Here is a 16,507-nt window from a genome sequence, read left to right on the forward strand (position 1 = left end):
AGGCCACCGCGTACACCGGGCCCGCCGCCCAGCCCGAGGCCGCCGGGTACGCGGGCGCCACCGCCCAGCCGGGAGCCGCCGCGTACACGGGGCCCGCCGCGCAGGCCGGAGCCCCCGCGCAGGGTGGGCCGGATCTGGCGGGGTACGGTCCGGCGACCGTCGGCGGGAACGCCCGGATCACGGACGCCCAGCGCGCCCGCGCCGAGGGCCGTTCCCCGATCATCGACCCCGGCCTGCAGCCCGCCGCCCTCACCGCCGTGCTCTCCCTGCTGCTGGCGGGCGGCGCGGCCCTCGGGTCGTGGGCGCTGCTGCTCCCGCTGGTCGTGCTGCAGGGCCTGACCGCGGCCGGCTGGTTCCGCCTGAACGGCATGTGGCCCGCCCGCCAGGGCATCGCCCTCGGCTTCCTCGGCGCGCTCGCCGCCGACGTGGCGGTCCTGGTCGTCGGCCGCGAGCACGGCACGGGCGCGGTCCTCGGCACGCTCGGCGTGTGGGTGCTGCTCACCCTGGTGCTCCAGCTCCGCAGCCACGCCGAGCCCGACGAGCGGATGTACGGCCTGACCGCCGCCCTCGCCGCCGCCGCGCTGGCCATCCTGGCCGCCGGCCACCTGGCCGCGGACCCGGAGGCCGTCACCGTCGCCGGCGTCGCGGTGGCCGCGGCGATCGTGGCCCGTGCCGCCGTCCCGAAGCCCGCCGCGGGCGGCATGGTCCTCGCGGTGGCCGTCGCGGCCGGCGCGGGCGCGCTGGTGGGCGACGGCCTGGGCGGCGCGCTGCTGGGCGCGCTGGCCGGCCTGTGCGCCGTGGTGGGCCACCGGGTCGCCGCCTACGACTACCCGTCCCGCTTCGTGCACTTCACCGCGGGCGTCGCCCTGCCGCTCGCCCTGGCCGCCCCGGCGGCGCTGCTGCTGGGCTGAGACGCGGCCGGCGGCGACCGGCCGCCGCACACGAGAGGGCCGCCCCGTGCACTGCGCGGGGCGGCCCTCTCGTCGTCAAGCCTTCAGGCCGTCGGGTCCCCAAACCCTCCGGCCGTCCGGCTCACTTGACGATCGTGATGCGGTTCGCCGCCGGCGGGGCGATCGGCGAGGCCGGGGCGGAGTTCGCGGTCAGGTAGTCCGCGAACGCCGTCAGGTCGTCGCTGCCGACCACCGGGTCGGTGCCCTTGGCCAGGGCCGGGAAGTTGTCCCCGCCGCCGACCAGGAAGTTGTTCATCGCGACCCGGTAGGTGGCGGTGGGGTCCACCGGCTGCCCCTGGATCCGGACCGAGTCGGCGACCAGGCGGTCCGCGCCGGACTTCGTCAGGTCGAGCGTGTAGGTGAGCCCCTCGGAGACCTGGAGGATCTTCGGCGAGGCCGCGTTGCCGCCGCTCACCTGCTGCTGGAGCGCGGCGACGACGTCCGCGCCGGCGAGGTCCACCAGGTTGACGGTGTTGCTGAACGGCTGGACGGTGAAGCCCTCGCCGAAGGTGACGACGCCGTCGCCCTCGCCGCCGCTCTGCGCGTAGGTGAGGTCGGCGCGGATGCCGCCCGGGTTCATCAGCGCGAACGCGGTGTCCGGGTCGATGGTGCGGGCGTGCGCGAGCTGCGCGTCGGCGATCAGGTCGCCGAGCGGGCTCTCGGTGCCGGTCTTGGTGATGTCACCGCTGATCCAGCCGATGGGCCGGTTGGCCACCGGCTTGGCCAGCGTGTTCCAGCGCTGGATCAGGTCCGTCATGTCCGCGGCGGGCTTCTGGGTGCGGCTCACCACGTGGTTGGCCGACTCCACCGCCGTGCGGACGATGTCCTTGGTCGCCACGTCGTAGGTCAGCGTGGTGTCCGTGTACAGCCGGCCGAAGGAGGACGCCGAGGTCACCATGCGGGAGTTGCCCGCCGGGTCGGGGATGTCGCACACGTAGGCGTTGTGGGTGTGGCCGGTCACCAGCGCGTCGACCTTGGGGCTGACGTTCTTCGCGATGTCCACGATCGGCCCGGAGACGCCGCCGGCCTCCGCGTCGCAGTAGGCGTTGTACGCGCCGTCGGCGGGCACGCCGCCCTCGTGGACCAGCGCCACGACGGACTTGACGCCCTTGCGGTGCAGCTCGTCCGCGTACTTGTTGATCGTCTCGACCTCGTCGTGGAACTTCAGTCCCTTGACGCCCTCGGCGGTGACGATGCCCGGGGTGTTCTCCAGCGTGACGCCGATGAACCCGATCTTCACCGGGCCCTGCTTCCACACCCAGTACGGGGCGAGCGCGGTCTTCCCGGTGTCCTCGTGGGTGACGTTGGCGCCCAGGTAGGGGAAGTCGGCGCCCTCGAACGGCGTCCCGGTGTAGCAGCCGTCGGTCGGGTGGCACCCGCCGTCGCGCATGCGCTTCAGCTCGGCGAGGCCCTCGTCGAACTCGTGGTTGCCGACGCCGGAGACGTCCAGGTCCAGCTTGTTGAGCGCCTCGACGGTCGGCTCGTCGTGGAAGAGGCCGGAGAGCAGCGGGCTGGCGCCGATGAGGTCGCCGGCCGCGGCGGTGACGCTGTACTTCCGGCCCTCGCGCGCGGTGCGCAGCGAGGTCGCCAGGTACTCCACGCCGCCGACGCCCTCGACGGTCTTCACCGTGCCGTCCGGCTGGCGCTCGGTCACGCGGCCGCTGGAGCCGGTCGGGGGCTCCAGGTTGCCGTGCAGGTCGTTGAAGGAGAGCAGCTGCACGTCGACCGTGCGGCCCTTCCCGCGCCGGTCGTCGTCGCGGCCGTCCGCGGACGCGGAGGAGCCGGCGGGAAGCGCTGCGGTCAGCGCGCCGACGGTGGCCAGCGCGGCGCCGGTGATCAGAATGCGGTGGGTACGTCTCTGCCGGGTGATCCGCGGCATCGTCCCCCCTCTTGAATGAGTAGGTACACAGTGGGGTGGCTGAGCGGCAGCTTAGGGTCAACGCGCGTAGCGGCGACAGGGGACGCGGGTTACAGCCTGATTGCGACTGCCCGAACACCTCGGCCCGCGGCCGCCAGCGCGCCAGACCGCCACCGTGCGCGTCCCGCCGGACTACGCTCACTGGCATGACCAGCCCTCTCAGCCCTCGCCAGATCGACACCGTCGACGCGCTGACGGACGCGCGGATCCGCGACGTCCTGGCCCTGCTGGAGGCGGCCGCCCGGGTGGACGGCCAGGAGGCCGTCTCCGAACAGGGCCGTCTCCACCTGCGCAGCACGGAACCCCGCCCGGGCATCGCCCACCTGCTGCTGACCCTGGGCGACGGCGAACTCGTCGGCTACGCCCAGCTCGACGGCTCGGAGACCGTGGAACCGCCCGCCGCCGAACTGGTGGTGCATCCCGGCCACCGCGGCCGGGGCCACGGCCGGGCCTTGGGCGGCGCCCTGCTCGCCGCCACCGGCAAGCGTCTGCGGGTGTGGGCGCACGGCGGCCACGCCTCCGCCCGCCACCTCGCCCAGGTCCTCGGCCTCACGCTCTTCCGCGAACTGCGCCAGATGCGCCGCCCGCTGACCGGCCCGGACGCCCCCGAGCTGCCGGAGCCGGTGCTGCCGCCGGGCGTCACCGTCCGCACCTTCGTGCCCGGGCAGGACGACGCCGCCTGGCTGGCCGTCAACGCCGAGGCGTTCGCCCACCACCCGGAGCAGGGCTCGCTGACCCAGCGCGACCTGGACGACCGCAAGGCCGAGTCGTGGTTCGACCCGGAGGGCTTCTTCCTCGCGGAGAAGGACGGCGACCTGGTCGGCTTCCACTGGACCAAGGTCCACGCGGAGGAGGACCTCGGCGAGGTCTACGTCGTCGGCGTGCGGCCCGGCGCCCAGGGCGGCGGCCTCGGCAAGGCGCTCACCGTCACCGGCCTGCGCCACCTGGCCGGCCGGGGCCTGCCCGCCGCGATGCTCTACGTGGACGGGGACAACAAGGCGGCCGTCACCGTCTACGAGCGCCTCGGTTTCACCACCCACGAGACGGACCTGATGTACCGCACCGAACTGTGACACCGCGCCACTGACCAACACCCCCGAGGGGGCGGCGACTTGACGCCGCCCCCTTCCTTGTACCACCCTTCCACTACTCAATTAGTGAAAGGGTGTTGTCGAGTGGTCGAGTACCGCATCGACCGGCGCAGCGGCGTCGCCACCTATCTGCAGATCGTCCAGCAGACCAAGCACGCCCTGCGGCTGGGCCTGCTCGAACCGGGTGACCGGCTGCCCACGGCCCGCGAGGTCGTGGCGGCCACCGCCATCAATCCGAACACCGTCCTCAAGGCCTACCGCGAACTGGAACGCGAAGGCCTGGTGGAGGCCCGGCGCGGCCTCGGCACGTTCGTCCGCCGCTCCCTCGGGCCGGCCACGGCCGACGCGGCCCCGCTGCGCGACGACCTCGTCGCCTGGGGCCGGCGGGCCAAGGCCGCCGGCCTGGAACGCGACGACGTGACCGCGCTCCTCACCTCCGTCCTGGACGACCTCTATCCCTTTGGGGGGGACCACCGATGACCGAGACCGCCATCGAGGCGCAGGCGCTGGGCAGGCGCTACGCCCGGCTGCTGCCCCGCCGCGTCACCTGGGCACTGCGGGAGTGCTCCTTCAGCCTGCCGGTCGGCCGCGTCTGCGCGGTCGTCGGCCCCAACGGCGCGGGCAAGTCCACGCTGCTGTCGCTGGCCGCCGGCCTGGCCCGCCCCACCGAGGGCACGATCCGCGTCCTGGGCACCGACGCCGGGACGGCCCGCGAGCGCGTCGCGTACGTCGCGCAGAACAAGCCGCTGCACACCCAGTTGACGGTGCTCGACACGCTGCGGCTCGGGCACGCCCTCAACCAGGCCCGCTGGGACCAGGCCACCGCCGAGCGCATCGTCGCCCAGGGCGACCTGGACCCGACGGCCACGGTCCGCAGCCTCTCCGGCGGCCAGCGCACCCGCGTCGCCCTGGCCCTCGCGCTCGGCAAGCGGCCCGAACTCCTGCTGCTCGACGAGCCGATGGCCGACCTGGACCCGCTGGCCCGTCACCAGCTGATGGGCGAGCTGATGGCCGAGGCGGCCGAACACGGCACCACCGTTGTCATGTCCTCGCACGTCATCGCGGAGCTGGAGGGCTCCTGCGACCACCTCCTGCTGATCCGCCGCGGCCAGGTGCGCCTGCAGGGCTCCCTGGAGGACGTGCTGGCCGCCCACGCGCTGGTCACCGGCCCCGCCGAGGCGGGCCTGGAGGGCCACACGGTGATCGAGTCCCGCACCACGGGCCGTCAGACCACCGCCCTCATACGCCCCGACGGCCCGGTCCCCGCCGCCCACGAGGCGACCACGCCGACCCTGGAGGAGTTGGTCCTCTCCTACCTCCGGGAGGCGGCGTGAACACCACCCTCCGGTCCCCCGTCCCGCCGGAGGCCGAGGACGCCGCCCCGCCGGTGAAGGCGCCGGGCGGCCTCGCCTGGGCGGTGTTCCGCCTCCACCGCTGGGCGCTGTGGGCGTGGATCGCGTACGTCGCCCTGGCCGCCGGGATCCTGCTGTGGGCCTGGGGGCCCGCGGCGAACGAACTGGCCTCCCTGGCGGGAGCGTGCGACCTGGGCGGACGGACGGAGCCTGCCTGCGCCCGGCACGTCTACCAGGCCCTGGAGACCTACCAGGAGTTCATGCGCCTGGGCTTCTTCGCCGTGTTCGGCGCCCCGTTCCTGGTCGGGGCCTGGGCGGCCGCCGCACCGACCGCCCGCGAGATGGAGACCGGCACCGCGGAACTGGCCTGGACCCAGTCGGTGACCCCGGCCCGCTGGCTCACCGCCAAGCTGGCGCTCCCGGCGGTGGCCGCGACGGCGGGCATGACGCTGCTGCTCGGGCTGTACCGGTTCGCCCACCAGGAGGGGGCCGCCTCCTTCACCGCGATTCGGCACTGGACGCCGTCGTGGTGGAACGAGGACCTGTTCACCATGCTGGGCGTCGTCATGGTGCCCAGGGTCCTGTGCGCCGTCGCCGTGGGCGTCCTGCTCGGCCTGCTGCTGAAGCGCTCGCTCGCCTCGCTCGGCACCGGGCTGGCCCTGCTCGCGGCGTCCACCTTCGCCGTCACGCTCGGCCGCGCCTACCTCTGGCCCAGGGAGATCCGCTTCGCCAAGGCGGAGACGGCCGACTCGCCCTACCTGAGCCACAACGGCTCGGAGTGGCAGATCACCACCGGCGCGGTCACGGAATCCGGGGAGCTGGCCGGGGACGCCGGCGAGACAGCCGGATACGCCTGCATGGACGAGGGCTACCGGGACGACCGCGTCGGCTTCGACGCCGACGCCTTCTACTCCTGCCTGAAGGACGAGGGCTACACCGACATCTGGGTCGCCTTCCACAACGAGAGCGACCGCTGGCCGCTCCAGTTCGTGGAGTCCGGCCTCTGGCTCGCCGTCGCCGTCGCCGCGGTCGTCCTCTCCTACCGCCTCCTCCGCCGCCGCACGGCCGCCTGACGCGATGCCCCGCCCCTCCGACCCACCGGGAGCCTCCCGCATGACCACCACCCTCACCCCACCCGCGCCACCCCGGCGCGACGCCACCGCCCCGGCGAAGGCACCCGGCGGCCTGGCACGCACCGTGCTCCGCCTCCACCGGTGGGCCCTGTGGCTGTGGATCGCCTACGTCGCCCTCGGGACCGGGCTGCTGCTCGCGGCCTGGGCGACCATGGGCGACAACGCCCAGGCGCTGCTGGCGGCCTGCGAGACCGGGAGCGGTCCCTCCCCCCGCTGCCCGAAGGAGCTGGAGGACGTCTGGACGGTCTACGACCTCCTGCTGCGCCTCGGGCTCTACGCCATCCTCGCCGCCCCCTTCCTGGTCGGCGCCTGGGCGTCCGCCGCGCTGACCGCCAAGGAACTCGAGACCGGCACCGCGGAACTGGCCTGGACCCAGTCGGTGTCGCCCACCCGCTGGCTCACCGCCAAGCTGGCGCTCCCGGCCGTGGCCACGTCGGCGGGCGTGGCCCTGCTGCTCGCCGTCTACCGGCCCGCCCACACCGCGGGCGCCGACGTCCGGCACGTCTTCCGGTACGGAGCGTCGCCGCACTGGTGGGGCGAGGACTTCTTCACCGCGATGGGCGTCGTGGCCGTGCCCCGGGTGCTGTGCGCGGTGGCCGTCGGCGTCCTGGCCGGTCTCCTGCTGAAGCGGACCTTGGCCTCCCTCGGCACCGGACTGCTGGTGCTGGCCGCGGGCGCCCTCAAGTTCTCGGTGGGCCGCCACCAGCTCTGGCCGGCCGAGGTCCGCCACGGCTACACGCCCGACGCGCCCCTCCCCCACTGGCAGGAGTCCGCCGGCGAGTGGCCGCTGGACAGCGGCGCGGTGACCGGGTCGGGCCGGCACGTCCCCTACGACTACGGCTGCCTGGACGCCGTCACCGGCGACGACGGCCGGCCCGGCACCGCCGGCGACTTCTACGCCTGCCTCGAGGACAAGGGCTACACCGACGTCTGGGCGAGCTACCACCCCGAGAGCCACCTCTGGCCGCTCCAGCTCGTGGAGTCCGGTATCTGGCTCGCCGTAGCCCTCGCCGCGATCGTCCTCTCCTACCTCCTCCTCCGCCGCCGCACGGCCTGACCACTCCTCCCCGGCACCTCAAGGAGCTCGCCCGCATGACCATCACCCAGGCCCCGCCGATCGCGGCGCCCCCGCCCGCAACAGGTCCCGACGCCCCGCCGGGGCGGGCTCCGGGCGGTCCCGTCCGTGCCGTCCTCCGCCTCCACCGCTGGGCGATGTGGCTGTGGGCCGCCTACGTGGCCGTGGGTGCGGGGCTGCTGCTGTGGGCGTGGGGACCGGCGGCGAACGAACTGGGGTCGGTCCTGGCCGGCTGCGGGGCCGCCCCGTCCCCGGGGGCCGGCACCTGTGCGCTCGCGCCCCAGCTCGCCGCTCTCGACGATTACGAGGCATGGGTACGCCTCGGCTCCTACTCCATCCTCTTCGCCCCGGTGCTCGTCGGCACCTGGGCGGCGGCCTCACTGACCGCCCGTGAGATGGAGACCGGCACGGCCCACCTCGTCTGGACCCAGTCCCTCTCCCCCGCCCGCTGGCTCACCGTCAAGCTGTCGCTCCCGGCGGTGGCCGTCACCGCGGGCATGGCACTGCTGCTGGCGCTCTACCGGCTGGCCACCCTCGAGGGGGTCGCTCCGCGCCGGCAGATCAACGGCGCCACCCTGTCCCCCTGGGGCGAGGACTTCTTCACCGGCATGGGCGTCGTCATGGTGCCCCGGGTGCTCTGCGCGGTGGCCCTCGGGGTCCTGCTGGGGCTGCTGATCCGGCGGACCCTCGCCTCGCTCGGCACCGGCCTGGCGCTCATGTCCGCGGGCACCCTCGCCTTCCACCTCGGCCGCCACCTGCTCTGGCCCGCCGACGTCCGGTACGGCTACGTGGCGGGCGAGCCCTCGCCCCGGTGGAACACGGCGGACGACGAGTGGCCGGTGGACAGCGGCGCCCTGACCGGGTCCGGTGAGCCGGTCGGCTACTCCTACGACTGTCTGGACGCCGTCCGCCCCGAGGACGGCCCGCCCGGCACCGCCGACGACTTCTACGCCTGCCTGGAGAAGAGCGGGCTCACCGACGTCTGGGCGAGCTACCACCCCGAGAGCCACTTCTGGCCGCTCCAGCTCGTGGAGTCCGGTATCTGGCTCGCCGTAGCCCTCGCCACGGTCATCCTGTCGTACCGGATCCTCCGGCTCCGTACGGCCTGACGCCTGGCAGCCAACTGCCCGTAACCCGGCATTCAGGCTCGCTTGGGACCCTTCCCGGGTGGTGAAACCTCCCTCCGACGCCGGGTCACCGCCCCCCGAGGCCGCTTCCTCGGGGGGCGACGACGCGCGCGCCCGGTCCGCGAAGTCGCGCAAAGGCGGCGTGAGCAGGCGGAATGCTCACCTCCGCGTGCTTCCGCGCGCCCGGTCCGACATGCCGTACGGCAACGCCGCGCGGAACAATGGGAACATGAGCGAGCCCAGTGCCCAGGACCCCAGCATTCAGGACCGTAACGCCCAGGATCCCGCCTCCCCGCTGCCCTCGCGGACAGCGGTGGGGCTGATACCGGCGGGCCACGAACCCGAGCCCCCGCAGCCCCGGCCCGCCGAGGAGCCGGGCGAGGGTCCGGACTTCGACGGTTACCAGGAGATCCGCCAGGACGACGGGCCGCTCCCCGAGGGCCGCTTCCTGGACCGCGAACGCAGCTGGCTCGCCTTCAACGAGCGGGTCCTCGAGCTCGCCGAGGACCCGAACACCCCGCTGCTGGAGCGCGCCAACTTCCTCGCGATCTTCGCCAGCAACCTGGACGAGTTCTTCATGGTCCGCGTCGCCGGCCTGAAGCGGCGGATCGCCACCGGCGTCGCCCAGCGCTCCGCCTCCGGGCTGCAGCCCCGCGAGGTGCTGGAGATGATCTGGGGCCGCTCCCGTGAGCTCATGGCCCGGCACGCCGCCTGCTTCCACGAGGACGTCGCCCCCGCCCTCGCGGAGGAGGGCATCCACGTCGTGCGCTGGCACGAGCTGACCGAGAAGGAACAGGCGCGGCTCTTCACGCTCTTCCGTTCCAAGATCTTCCCGGTCCTCACGCCGCTCGCCGTGGACCCGGCGCACCCGTTCCCCTACATCTCCGGCCTCTCGCTCAACCTGGCCGTCGTGGTCCGCAACCCGGTCTCCGGCCACCGGCACTTCGCCCGGGTCAAGGTGCCGCCGTCCCTCTCCCGCTTCCTGGAGGCCTCCCCGGAGCGCTACGTCCCCATCGAGGACGTCATCGCTGCGCATCTGGAGGAGCTGTTCCCGGGCATGGAGGTGATCCAGCACCACGCCTTCCGGATCACCCGCAACGAGGACCTCGAGGTCGAGGAGGACGACACCGAGAACCTCCTCAAGGCCCTGGAGAAGGAGCTCATGCGGCGCCGCTTCGGCCCGCCGGTGCGCCTGGAGGTCGAGGAGTCCATCGACCGGCACGTCCTGGACCTGCTGGTGCGCGAGCTGAAGATCACCGAGGCGGAGGTGTACCCGCTGCCCGGCCCGCTGGACCTGACCGGCCTGTTCGGCATCGCCGGCCTGGACCGCCCCGAGCTCAAGTACCGCAAGTTCATCGCCGGCACCCACCGCGACCTCGCCGAGGTGGAGTCCGCCTCCGCGCCGGACATCTTCGGCGCGCTGCGCGAGCGGGACGTGCTGCTGCACCACCCCTACGACTCCTTCTCGACCTCCGTCCAGACCTTCCTGGAGCAGGCCGCCGCCGACCCGGACGTGCTGGCGATCAAGCAGACGCTCTACCGCACCTCCGGCGACTCCCCGATCGTCGACGCGCTCATAGACGCCGCCGAGGCGGGCAAGCAGGTCCTGGTGCTCGTCGAGATCAAGGCCCGCTTCGACGAGCAGGCCAACATCAAGTGGGCCCGCAAGCTGGAGGAGTCCGGCTGCCACGTCGTCTACGGCCTGGTCGGGCTGAAGACGCACTGCAAGCTGTCGCTGGTGGTCCGCCAGGAGGGCGACACCCTGCGCCGCTACTCGCACGTCGGCACCGGCAACTACCACCCGAAGACGGCCCGCCTCTACGAGGACCTCGGCCTGCTCACCGCCGACCAGCAGGTCGGCGCGGACCTGTCCGACCTGTTCAACCGGCTCTCCGGCTACTCCCGCCGGGAGACCTACCGCCGGCTGCTGGTCGCGCCCAAGTCCCTGCGCGACGGGCTGGTCTCCCGGATCGGCAAGGAGATCCGCCACCACCGGGCCGGCCGGCCCGCCTCCGTGCGGATCAAGGTCAACTCGATGGTGGACGAGGCGGTCATCGACGCCTGCTACCGCGCCTCCCAGGCCGGCGTGCCGGTGGACATCTGGGTCCGCGGCATCTGTGCCGTACGGCCCGGCGTGCCGGGGCTCTCGGAGAACATCCGGGTCCGGTCGGTCCTCGGCCGGTTCCTGGAGCACTCCCGGATCTTCGCCTTCGCCAACGGCGGCGAGCCCGAGGTGTGGTTCGGCAGCGCCGACATGATGCACCGCAACCTCGACCGGCGCATCGAGGCGCTGGTCCGGGTCACCGACCCGACCCACCGGGCCACCCTCGACCGGTTCCTGGAGACCGGCATGTCCGACTCCACCTCGTCCTGGCACCTCGGCCCGGACGGCGAGTGGACACGGCACGCCACGGATCCGGACGGGCGCCCGTTGCCGCATGTCCAGGAGATGCTCATCGACGCCCGGAGGCGCCGGCGTGGCCCAGCAACACCCTGACAGTGACGTCCCCGTGCTCTCGGCCTATCTGCGCGGGCAGGCCACGGAGTTCCTGCGGGCGCTGAGGGCCGCCGCCTCGGGCGGGGACGCGGACTCCGCGCCCGCCCTGCGGAGGGCGTCGCGCCGCATCGGGGCGACACTGCACACCTTCCACGCCGCGCTGGACCCGGCCTGGTCGGCGGCCTTACGGCGTGAGCTGGCCTGGTTCTCGGGCGTCCTCGCCCAGGAGCGGCTGCACGCCGCCACCCTGCGGCGCCTCCAGGCGGCGCTGCACGAACCGCAGGGGGACCTCGGCGCCGCCAAGGCGGCCGCGCTGCTCGAGCGGCGGCTCACGCTGGCCCGGGGCCGGGCGCACTCCGCGGTGCTCGAGGCGCTGGGGTCGGCGCGGTTCCACGCGCTGGCCGACGCGGTGGCCCTGCTGGCGGGCGAGGTCCCGCTGCGCGGCGGCGGACGGGACGTCGACCTGGCCCAGGCGGCGCTGCGGGGGCACGCCGGCACCGCGGAGCGGCGGCTCGCCGAGGCCGTCGCCGCGCTGCCCTGCGACCTCCTCGACGGGGAGGGCGACGTCGGCGGCCCGTGCCCGGGCTACCCGGGGGACCGCCCCGGCGACGGGGACACCGCCTGGCACCAGGTGCGGTCGCTGCTGCGGCTGCACCGGTACGCGCTGGAGGTCCTCTCCGAGCCGGTGCCGCGGCGGCTGGTGGGCGCGGCGCGGGCGCTGGACCGGCACCGGGACGCCGCCGAGGCCGCCTCGGTCGCCGCCGCGGCCGCGCGCACGCCGCGGATCGCCCCCGCGACGGCGTACGCCCTGGGCAACCTCCACGCCCACCAGCGGCACGAGGTGCTCGCCGCGCGCCGCGCCTTCCACCGGACCTGGCAGTCCGCCTCCCGCGACACGGTGACCGTGCGATGACCCACTCCGCCCGAAGCACCGACAGCTCCTGCGGCCCGATCCGGGCGGCGGGCTGCGTCCTCTACCGCCGTACGCCGGCCGGTCTCGAGGTCTGCCTCGTCCACCGGCCCAAGTACGACGACTGGTCCTTCCCCAAGGGGAAGCTGGACCCCGGGGAGAGCCCGGAGGAGGCCGCGGTGCGGGAGGTCGCGGAGGAGACGGGGCACCGGGTCCGGCTGGGGCCGCGGCTGCCCACCGTCCACTACACGGTCGGGGGCCGGCCCAAGCGGGTCGACTACTGGGCCGCCGAGGCGGCCTCCCCCGACGCCTTCACCCCCACCCGCGAGATCGACGCCCTCGCCTGGCACCCCGCCCCCACCGCCCACCCCCACCTCACCCACCCCCACGACCACGCCCTCCTCACCACCTTCCTCACCCTCCCCCTCTGACCCCGCACGCGCCGTAGCCGCCCCCTGCGGGCGCTCGCCGCGGCTCGCTCGACCGGTCCTCGGTCCCTCCGGGAAGGGAACGGGCCGGGGGAGACGACGGTGCTGTCCACCCAGGCCGCGCCCGCGCCGCGGTACGGGTCACGTACGTACGGCCCCACCAGGTTCGGCCGTGGTGGGCTCGGCCGTGGTCGGCTCGGCCGTGGTGGTGCGGGCCGCTCCCCGCGGATAAGGCACCGCCCGCGCCGCAGCGCGCCCCCCTGGTGCCCCGCACGCCCTCCACCTGGCCAAAGGCAGGCCCCGCCGCCACCGAGGGCCCGGCACAGGCACGCCCCGCCCCCGCAAGGCCCCCGCCGCGCGGGCGAACCCCCGCGCGCCCCCACGCAGGGGCCCCCGCCCCAGGTGCGGCCCCGGCGGTGAGGGGTACGCGGCGTGCGGGACGGGTGATGTCAACCGGAGGGCGGCTCACCGCACCGTCCCCGCGGATTCACCCCCCGTTCACCCTCCCCCGTCGGCCCCGTCACCTCCCCGGCCTAATTTCGGCCTCGACAGCGGGAAAACCGTCGCAAAGACAGCCTCCCGCCACCGACACTTCGCACGCCGCCAGCGGACCTGATCCACCCGGCGGCTCCCGGAAGGAACACACGAAAAGTGACGCTTCAGCGCAAGACCCGGCGCCAGACCCGGCGGGCCCTGACCCTCGGCGCTCTCGCCGTCTCCGGCGCCCTGGCCCTCACGGCGTGCGGCTCGGACGCGACCTCCGAGGGCGACTCGACCGGTGGCACCGCCGCCGCCCAGACCGGGAAGATCGACTGCGGCGACGCCCAGGGCCAGCTGCTGGCCGACGGCTCCTCCGCCCAGAAGAACGCGATCGACGCCTGGGTGAAGCAGTTCACCGCCGCCTGCAAGGGCCTGCAGATCAACTACAAGGGCTCCGGCTCCGGCGCGGGCATCACCGCGTTCACCCAGGGCCAGGTCGCCTTCGCCGGCTCCGACTCCGCGCTGAAGCCGGAGGAGATCGCCGAGTCCAAGAAGATCTGCAAGGACGGCCAGGCGATCGACCTCCCGATGGTCGGCGGCCCGATCGCGGTCTCCTACAACCTCCCCGGCGTGGACAACCTGGTCCTGGACGCCCCGACCCTGGCGAAGATCTTCGACTCGAAGATCACCACCTGGGACGACGCCGCCATCAAGAAGCTGAACCCCGACGCGGACCTGCCGTCCACCAAGATCCAGGCGTTCCACCGCTCGGACGAGTCCGGCACCACGGACAACTTCACCAAGTACCTGATCGCCGCGGCCCCCGACGACTGGAAGTACGAGGGCGGCAAGTCCTGGCAGGCCAAGGGCGGCCAGGCGGCCTCCGGCTCCAGCGGTGTGGCCCAGCAGGTCAAGCAGACCGAGGGCGCCATCGGCTACATGGAGCTCTCCTACGCCAAGGACAGCACCACCGTGTCCATCGACACCGGTGCCGCCGCCCCGGTCCCCGCGACCGTGGACAACGCCTCCAACGCCATCGCCGACGCCAAGATCGTGGGCACCGGCAAGGACCTGGCGCTGGAGCTGAACTACGGCACCACCGCCGACAACGCCTACCCGATCGTCCTGGTCACCTACGAGATCGTCTGCGACAAGGGCAACAAGCCCGAGACGCTCCCGGCGACCAAGGCCTTCCTGAACTACGTCGCCAGCGAGGACGGCCAGGCGCTGCTCGCCGACGCCGGCTACGCCCCGATCCCCGACGAGATCATCGGCAAGGTCCGCGAGACCATCAACGGCCTCGCCTGATCCACGAGCCCGGCCCCCGGCCGGGCTCCGTCCGGTGCACCGCCGCCAGGGAGCCGCCGGCCCGCCCAGCCCCGTCCGGGCGGGCCCCGGCCCCGCAGACCGGAGATCCTGATGGACATATCTACACAGAAGTCACAGACAGACAACGACAGCGCGCCTCCCGCGGGCGCGGCCCCCGGCACGCCCCGGTCCTCCGCCCCGGAGCCGGAGCAGGGGAAGAGCACGGGCCGCAAGACCTCCGAGCCCCGCGCCCCCCGCCCGGCGACCCGCCGCGGCGACCAGATCTTCCTCGGCCTCTCGCGAGGTTCCGGCATCCTGCTGCTGGCCGTCATGGCCGCCATCGCGGTGTTCCTCAGCTACCGCGCGGCGCTGGCGATCAGCAAGGACGAGGGGAACTTCCTCACCACCTTCGAGTGGAACCCGAACAGCACCGAGCCGGTCTTCGGCATCGCGGTGCTGGCCTTCGGCACCGTCGTGTCGTCGGTCATCGCCATGTTCATCGCGGTCCCGATCGCGGTGGCCATCGCGCTCTTCCTGACCCACTACGCCCCGCGGAAGCTGAGCGGCACCATCGCCTACGTGGTGGACCTGCTCGCGGCCGTGCCGTCGATCGTCTACGGCCTGTGGGGCGCGCTGGTGCTCGTCCCGCACATGAACGGCCTGTTCAGCTGGCTCGACGAGTACCTGGGCTGGACCAAGATCTTCGAGTGGCAGGGCGGCGCCCCGCGCTCCATGCTCACCGTCGGCATCCTGCTGGCGATCATGATTCTTCCGGTCATCACCAACGTGAGCCGTGAGGTCTTCCGCCAGGTGCCCAAGGCGCACGAGGAGGCCGCCCTGGCCCTCGGCGCCACCCGCTGGGAGGTCATCCGCATGTCGGTCCTCCCCTTCGGCCGCTCCGGCGTGATCTCCGCCTCGATGCTCGGCCTCGGCCGCGCGCTCGGCGAGACCATGGCCGTGGCCACCGTCCTGTCGCCCACCTTCGACATCCAGGCGAGCCTCCTGGACCCGGGCGGCGGCACCTTCGCCCAGAACATCGCCAGCAAGTTCGGCGAGGCGAACGAGCAGGGCCGTGACGCGCTGATCGCCTCCGGTCTCGTCCTCTTCGTCATCACCCTGCTGGTCAACGGCGCCGCGCGCATGATCATCGCCCGCCGCAAGGAGTACTCGGGGGCCAACGCATGAGCACCACGTCCGCCGTCGTCAAGCCCGTCTCCCTGCAGGGCGCCCGGCTCCCGAAGTGGGCCCCGTGGGGCGTGGCCGCCGCCGCGATCGCCGTGGCCGTCGCCATCGGCCTGGGGGCCGGCCTGCACAGCCGCGTCCAGTGGGGCCTGATGGCCGCCATCCTGTTCGTCCTGGGCACCTACGCGCTCTCCGCCAAGGTCGAGGGGCGCCGCCAGGCCAAGGACCGCGTCGCCACCAGCCTCGTCTGGGTCGCCTTCCTGCTCGCCGTGGTGCCGCTGCTCTCCCTGGTCTGGGAGACCGTGGTGCGCGGTGTGAAGGTCCTCGACGGGTACTTCCTGACCCACTCCATGGGCACCGTCGCCGACGCCGAGCCCGGCGGCGGCATCTACCACGCGATCCTGGGCACCGCGCAGCAGGTCGGCCTCGCCACCCTGATCGCCGCCCCGATCGGCGTCCTCACCGCCATCTACCTGGTCGAGTACGGCCGGGGCTCGCTGGCCCGGGCCGTCACCTTCTTCGTCGACGTGATGACGGGCATCCCGTCCATCGTGGCCGGTCTGTTCATCCTCAGCCTGATGCTGATGTTCGACCTGCAGCCCTTCGGCTTCGCCGGCTCGCTGGCGCTGGCCATCCTGATGCTGCCGGTCGTCGTCCGCTCCACGGAGGAGATGCTCAAGCTGGTACCGAACGAACTGCGCGAGGCGTCCCTCGCCCTGGGCGTGCCCCGGTGGCGGACCATCCTGAAGGTCGTCCTGCCCACCGCGGTCGGCGGCATCACCACCGGTGTGATGCTCGCGATCGCCCGCATCGCGGGCGAGAGCGCGCCGGTCCTGCTGCTGGTCTTCGGCAACCCCTTCATCAACGCCAACCCCTTCGAGGGCGCGCAGGCGTCGCTGCCGCTGTACATCTACCAGCAGTACGTGAACAGCGCCGGCTCGTCGGCGGCCTACGACCGCGCATGGGCGGCGGCGCTGACGCTGATCGCCTTCGTGATGATCCTCAACCTGGTGGCCCGCGGCATCGCCCGCTGGAAGACGCCCCGCTGAACCCCCT

The 16,507-nt window shown here is 73.4% G+C and carries 14 protein-coding genes; 13 read left to right on the forward strand and 1 reads right to left on the reverse strand.

The features are described 5' to 3' along the window. Positions 1–911 (forward strand): hypothetical protein (locus tag ACWD3O_RS06490; RefSeq protein WP_451415019.1); only part of this gene is annotated, 911 nt, incomplete at its 5' end. A 121-nt stretch (positions 912–1,032) separates the two neighbouring features. Here the strand turns inward: ACWD3O_RS06490 and ACWD3O_RS06495 are convergent. After that, positions 1,033–2,829 carry a bifunctional metallophosphatase/5'-nucleotidase gene (locus tag ACWD3O_RS06495; protein WP_451415020.1) on the reverse strand — a complete coding sequence of 599 codons (1,797 nt, stop codon included), beginning with the start codon at positions 2,827–2,829 and terminating at the stop codon, positions 1,033–1,035. A gap of 185 nt (positions 2,830–3,014) precedes the next feature. On the opposite strand from ACWD3O_RS06495, the gene mshD reads away from it, so the two are divergent. From mshD to pstA, 12 genes are all read left to right on the forward strand, one after another. Beyond that, positions 3,015–3,941: a mycothiol synthase gene (gene mshD, locus ACWD3O_RS06500; RefSeq protein ID WP_451415021.1), complete on the forward strand. Its 927-nt coding sequence runs from the start codon at positions 3,015–3,017 to the stop codon at positions 3,939–3,941. Between the two features lie 102 nt (positions 3,942–4,043). Continuing rightward, positions 4,044–4,439: a GntR family transcriptional regulator gene (locus ACWD3O_RS06505; protein WP_451408320.1), complete on the forward strand. Its 396-nt coding sequence runs from the start codon at positions 4,044–4,046 to the stop codon at positions 4,437–4,439. Beyond that, positions 4,436–5,293, forward strand: coding sequence for an ABC transporter ATP-binding protein (locus ACWD3O_RS06510; protein ID WP_451408319.1), 858 nt, complete (start codon positions 4,436–4,438; stop codon positions 5,291–5,293). Before ACWD3O_RS06505 ends, ACWD3O_RS06510 begins: the two co-directional genes overlap by 4 nt. After that, positions 5,290–6,384, forward strand: coding sequence for a hypothetical protein (locus ACWD3O_RS06515; RefSeq protein ID WP_451408318.1), 1,095 nt, complete (start codon positions 5,290–5,292; stop codon positions 6,382–6,384). Before ACWD3O_RS06510 ends, ACWD3O_RS06515 begins: the two co-directional genes overlap by 4 nt. A 40-nt stretch (positions 6,385–6,424) precedes the next feature. Continuing rightward, positions 6,425–7,501, forward strand: a complete 1,077-nt coding sequence (locus ACWD3O_RS06520; RefSeq protein WP_451415022.1) for an ABC transporter permease — start codon at positions 6,425–6,427, stop codon at positions 7,499–7,501. Positions 7,502–7,536: 35 nt separating this feature from the next. Then, positions 7,537–8,628 (forward strand): hypothetical protein, encoded by a 1,092-nt coding sequence (locus ACWD3O_RS06525; RefSeq protein ID WP_451415023.1) that lies wholly within the window; start codon positions 7,537–7,539, stop codon positions 8,626–8,628. 247 nt (positions 8,629–8,875) lie between these two features. After that, positions 8,876–11,143 carry an RNA degradosome polyphosphate kinase gene (locus tag ACWD3O_RS06530; protein WP_451408314.1) on the forward strand — a complete coding sequence of 756 codons (2,268 nt, stop codon included), beginning with the start codon at positions 8,876–8,878 and terminating at the stop codon, positions 11,141–11,143. Beyond that, the gene (locus tag ACWD3O_RS06535) at positions 11,124–12,056 is read left to right on the forward strand and encodes a CHAD domain-containing protein (RefSeq protein WP_451408313.1); all 933 of its coding nucleotides are present in this window, start codon (positions 11,124–11,126) and stop codon (positions 12,054–12,056) included. The genes ACWD3O_RS06530 and ACWD3O_RS06535 overlap by 20 nt, the downstream gene beginning before the upstream one ends. Beyond that, complete coding sequence (locus ACWD3O_RS06540) at positions 12,053–12,484, forward strand: NUDIX hydrolase (protein WP_451415024.1); 432 nt, start codon at positions 12,053–12,055, stop codon at positions 12,482–12,484. The genes ACWD3O_RS06535 and ACWD3O_RS06540 overlap by 4 nt, the downstream gene beginning before the upstream one ends. Positions 12,485–13,132: 648 nt before the next feature. Next, positions 13,133–14,269: a phosphate ABC transporter substrate-binding protein PstS gene (pstS, locus tag ACWD3O_RS06545; protein WP_451415025.1), complete on the forward strand. Its 1,137-nt coding sequence runs from the start codon at positions 13,133–13,135 to the stop codon at positions 14,267–14,269. Between the two features lie 111 nt (positions 14,270–14,380). Beyond that, positions 14,381–15,454: a phosphate ABC transporter permease subunit PstC gene (gene pstC / locus ACWD3O_RS06550; RefSeq protein ID WP_451415026.1), complete on the forward strand. Its 1,074-nt coding sequence runs from the start codon at positions 14,381–14,383 to the stop codon at positions 15,452–15,454. Further along, complete coding sequence (gene pstA, locus ACWD3O_RS06555) at positions 15,451–16,500, forward strand: phosphate ABC transporter permease PstA (protein WP_451408309.1); 1,050 nt, start codon at positions 15,451–15,453, stop codon at positions 16,498–16,500. The genes pstC and pstA overlap by 4 nt, the downstream gene beginning before the upstream one ends. Positions 16,501–16,507: the final 7 nt, after the last annotated feature.

It is taken from the genome of Streptomyces sp. NPDC002640 (assembly GCF_053592575.1).